We start from the raw sequence: 4,617 nt of genomic DNA, 5'->3' as shown, positions 1-4,617 counted from the left end.
GGTCATAGGCTGCCTGAAGGGTCAGCTTGCTGGCGAGTGCTTCGATCGGGGTTTCGATCTTCGCATTGACGCCACGATATTTGTAATTGGCGACACCCAACGCGTTGAACTGGTTGGTGCGCAGATAGTCGGTCGGGCCGGTGACGCGGGCATAGAGGAAAGCGGTGCCTTTCACCCAGTCATAATAGCCGCCGATGGTGATCGTCAGGTCTTCGGTTGGCGTCGCGCGGATGGTGGCGTTGATCGAGTCGGTGTTGAACTTGTTCGACTTGCCGCCGATTATGACGTTGTTGATGAAGCCGTCCTGTTCGCGGTGCGACCCGGCGACACGGACCGCCAGCTTGTCTTCGACGATCGGTCCGGCCACCGAAGCGCCGACCTGCCAGGCGTTGTCGGGGCCGGCATAGCTCGCCATGCCGCGCGCTTCGAAGACGTTGCCCGGCTGGCGGGTAATGACGTTGATCGCGCCGCCGAGCGTATTCTTGCCGTAGAGCGTGCCCTGCGGGCCGCGCAGCACCTCGATCCGTTCGACGTCGTTCAGCGGGTTGTTGAGATAGGCGGTGTTGGGACGATAGATGCCGTCGACAAACAGGCCGACACCCGGCTGCACGGTGCTTTGGATGGTGACGCCGACGCCGCGGATCGACACGAAGGCGCGGTCGGCACCATCGCTGTTGATGTTCAGACCCGGCGACAGAAGGGCTGCCTCGCGGACCGAGTTGATGCTGCGCTTCGCCAACACGTCGCCGGAAAGGGCGGTCACCGCGACCGGAACGTCGAGAAGGGTTTCGTTGCGCTTGCGGGCGGTGACGATGATGTCCTGATCGCCGGTCGCTTCCTCGGCCGCGGCGGGGGCGGCCTGCTGCGCGACGGCCGACGAGGCGGCGAGCGCGACGAACGCACATCCCGAGACGAGCATGGTGGTGAAGCGCATCTGTGGTCCTCTCCTGAAACGCGCCGACCTTTGATGATCTGGCGCCAACCAATGAAGAGGACCTATCCGATAGCTTACCTTTCAGAAAGGTCCTGATGCACCGCCGGCTTTGCCGATCGGCTCGGACAATTGACCGGCCCGATCAAGTGTCTGAAATCAAGGAAGAAAGGTCGCCGCCGGCAGGCGTGGTTCGGAACGGGCGAGTCCGTCCGAAATCGAATAGACCAGCCTTTTCTCGCGGTCGAACGGCGACCAGGGCAGGTTGCCGTCGCGGGCGAAGTCGACCCAAAGCCGATGCATGCGATCGGCGAGCTGCTGCGGCGGGGCTTCCCCGACCAGGCCCTGCGCGCCCGTCGCGGTCGCGAGCGTGTCGAACACGAAGGGCAGTTCGACCGCGTGGCAGGAGCCGAGCTCGCCCTTGAAGGCGGGCGAGCGCCAGTCGAACTCGTACATATGCGTCCGGCCCTGATGCTCCTCGGCGAAACGGCGCGCGGGCCAGCGGAAGACGAGGTCGTTCATCGCGTCGGTCAGCGCCTGTCCGGGCTTCACGCCATGCTTCCCCAGGCCATAGGCCTTGAGCACCCTGCGCGCGCCCGGTTGCGATCGGCTGAGCAGGAATGTCGCGAGCAGGCCACCGATCTTGTCGCGCACCCCGGAGGGGACGAGGTAGAGATTCATCTCCTCCGCATTGGTGCCGATCAGGACCTCGACATCGCTCCCCGCGCCGCGCCGCAAAGCTTCGAGCGGTTGGAGCGGAAGGACGTCGTCGCCATGGACGGGCACGAAGCGACTGAGGCCGAACATCGGCTCATGCCCCCTCGAATCGCGCAGGTCGATCCGCGCGGTCGGCGCCGATATCTGCTCGACCGCGTCGAGCGCATCGCCCGGCGCCACGCTGGCGAAGCCGGCCCGGTCGGGCGTCACCCGCAGCAGCTTGGCCAGCTTCTTGACCAGTCGCTGCATCACCGGGATCTCGCGGGTCATGCCGGCATGGCCGCTCTGGATGATAGCGCGGCGGAACAGGCCTTTGGCGAGCGGGGAAGCGATCAGGTCGGCGATCGCCATGGCGCCCGCGGACTCGCCGAACACCGTGATATTGCGCGGATCGCCGCCGAATGCCGCGGCATTCGCGCGCACCCACTGCAGCGCTGCGATCATGTCGCGCAGGCCCAGATTGGTGGGCACGCCCGGGATTGGAAGGAAGCCGTCGATGCCCATGCGGTAGTTGATCGCGAAACAGACCAGACCGGCGCGGGCGAAGGCGGCGCCGTCGCTGATCGACACGTCCTTGCTGCCGATCACGAAGCCGCCGCCGTGGATCCACACCATCACCGGCCGGCCGCCGCCATTGGCCTCGGGCGTCCAGATATTGGCCGACAAATAATAGTCGCCCTGAACCCAGCCGCTGCCGATCAGCGGTGTGACGTCGAGGCCGGGGAATGCCTTGACCCGATGGGGGGCGTTGGGGCCGGGGTCGACCGCGTCGCGCACGCCTTCCCAGGGTTCGGCGGGCGCGGGGGCGGCGAAGCGACGGTCGCCCACCGGCGCGGCCGCATAGGGAACGCCGCGGAAGCGGCGAACGCCCGCTTCGATTGTTCCCCGCACCGTTCCAGCGGTCGTGTCGACGATCGCTCTAGCCATCATGATCTCCTGCACATTTTCGTTCTACCTAACGCATATACGCACCACGGTGCCCGCTATTGCAGTGTGCAGACCGGCTCTATCTGGATGCGCCCCGTCTTGCGGGCCGGAACTTCGGACGCTCCCCGGCGTCGAACGGCGGGACGCTAGGCTCGTTTCGGGCACCGCTTGAAATTGCGGGTCCGCGTTTCCTTATTACGGGGGAGCGGCCGTGCCCCACGGCACACCCCCGGCCGCCGAGAGAGGACGTCACATGAATTCTGGCCGATCGCGGGATTGGATGTGGGCGGAAGCCGTCGACCTGATCGACCGCGTGCAGCGCCTGCATCAGCAGGCCTTCGCCCCGTCGCGGGCGAGCGGCGGCGCGCCCAGTTGGGAGCCGCCGGCCGACATGCTCGAGACCGAGGGCGAACTGCTCGTGCTCGTCGCGCTGCCCGGGGTCGACCTCGACCAGACCGAGGCGTTCATCGACGACGGCGTGCTGGTCGTCCGCGGCTACCGGATCCTGCCTCCCGAACTGCGCATCGCCAAGATCCATCGGCTCGAACTCCCGCAAGGCCGGTTCGAACGACGCCTGCCGCTGCCGCCGGGCCGCTATGACTCGGTTCGCCGGTCGAGCGTGCATGGATGCCTGCTCGTGACGTTGAACAAGGTGAATGGAGGGCTGCGGCGATGACCGACCTGGCCGACAGCAAGACGATCGAGGCGCAGGAGGCACGGACCGACGCCGGTCCCCGCCTGCCCGAACTTCCCGCCGACGCGATGATCATCGTGCCGGTCCGCAACTTCGTGATGTTCCCCGAGGTGGTGATGCCGCTGGCGATCGGCCGGCCGGTGTCGATCAACGCGGCGCAGGCGGCGGTTCGCGAGAGCCGCCCCGTCGGCGTGCTCGCCCAGCGCGACGCCGACGCCAAGGAGCCCGGTCCGCTCGACATGCACCGCATGGGCACCATCGCCAATGTGCTGCGCTACATCACCGGGCCCGACGAGACCCATCACCTGATCGTCCAGGGCGAGACACGCTTCCGCGTCGTCGAATTCCTCGACGGCTGGCCGTTCCTCGTCGCCCGGATCGAGCGCATCGAGGAGCCCGCACCCGAGGGCAACGAGGTCGAGGCGCGCTTCATCAACCTGCGCAACCAGGCGCTGGAGACGGTGGGGCTGCTGCCGCAGGCGCCGCAGGGCCTGGCCGACGCGATCCGCACGATCGCGGCGCCCGGCGCGCTGGCCGACCTGACGGCGGCCTATCTCGATATCGGCGCCAACGAGAAGCAGGACATATTGGAGACGGTCGCGCTGCAGCCGCGCCTCGACAAGGTCATGGCGCTGCTCGCCCAGCGGCTCGAGGTGCTGCGCCTGTCGGCCGAGATCGGCAAGGGCGTGCAGGAGAAGCTCGGCAACCGCCAGCGCGAGCATCTGCTGCGCGAGCAGATGGCCGAGATCCAGCGCCAGCTCGGCGAGGACGAGGGCAATTCGGCCGAGATCGCCGAACTCAGGGAAGCCATCGCCGGAGCCGGCATGCCCGAAGAGGTCGAGAAGCAGGCCACGAAGGAGCTGCGCCGGCTGGAGCGCATGCCCGACGGCGCGGCCGAGCACGGCATCATCCGCACCTATCTCGATTGGCTGACCGAACTGCCCTGGGCGCTGCCCGCGCACAAGGACATCGACATCGCCGAGGCGCGGGCCCAGCTCGACGCCGACCATTATGGGCTGGAGAAGATCAAGAAGCGGATCATCGAATATCTCGCGGTCCGCAAGCTGGCGCCTGAGAGCAAGGCGCCGATCCTGTGCTTCGCGGGCCCCCCGGGGGTCGGCAAGACCTCGCTCGGCCAGTCGATCGCCAAGGCGATGGGGCGCGAGTTCGTCCGCGTCAGCCTGGGCGGCGTCCATGACGAGGCCGAGATACGCGGCCACCGGCGCACCTATATCGGCGCGCTGCCGGGCAACATCATCCAGGCGATCCGCAAGGCGGGCACGCGCGACTGCGTGATGATGCTCGACGAGATCGACAAGCTGGGCCGCGGCGTCCAGGGCGATCCGTC

4 protein-coding genes are annotated in these 4,617 nt (G+C 67.3%); 2 read left to right on the top strand and 2 right to left on the bottom strand.

Annotated elements, in window-relative coordinates; translation table 11 throughout:
* Positions 1–934 (bottom strand): TonB-dependent receptor plug domain-containing protein (locus KAY22_RS24975; protein WP_296625828.1); only part of this gene is annotated, 934 nt, incomplete at its 3' end.
* Between the two features lie 156 nt (positions 935–1,090).
* Positions 1,091–2,578 (bottom strand): carboxylesterase family protein, encoded by a 1,488-nt coding sequence (locus KAY22_RS24970; RefSeq protein ID WP_296625827.1) that lies wholly within the window; start codon positions 2,576–2,578, stop codon positions 1,091–1,093.
* A 277-nt stretch (positions 2,579–2,855) separates the two neighbouring features.
* On the opposite strand from KAY22_RS24970, the gene KAY22_RS24965 reads away from it, so the two are divergent.
* Both KAY22_RS24965 and KAY22_RS24960 read left to right on the top strand, forming a co-directional pair.
* Complete coding sequence (locus KAY22_RS24965; RefSeq protein WP_198046083.1) at positions 2,856–3,251, top strand: Hsp20/alpha crystallin family protein; 396 nt, start codon at positions 2,856–2,858, stop codon at positions 3,249–3,251.
* Positions 3,248–4,617 (top strand): LON peptidase substrate-binding domain-containing protein (locus KAY22_RS24960; protein ID WP_296625826.1); only part of this gene is annotated, 1,370 nt, incomplete at its 3' end. The genes KAY22_RS24965 and KAY22_RS24960, both read left to right, overlap by 4 nt.

This window comes from Rhizorhabdus sp., from assembly GCF_018006725.1.
GTDB lineage: Bacteria > Pseudomonadota > Alphaproteobacteria > Sphingomonadales > Sphingomonadaceae > Rhizorhabdus.
This window is presented reverse-complemented; position numbering and strand designations above follow the sequence as displayed.

What these genes read in the sequence shown, in the direction of transcription:
- KAY22_RS24970 (WP_296625827.1), bottom strand. Translation starts at nt 2,578, where the DNA reads ATGATGGCTAGAGCGATCGTCGACACGACCGCTGGAACGGTGCGGGGA.
- KAY22_RS24965 (WP_198046083.1), top strand. Translation starts at nt 2,856, where the DNA reads ATGTGGGCGGAAGCCGTCGACCTGATCGACCGCGTGCAGCGCCTGCAT.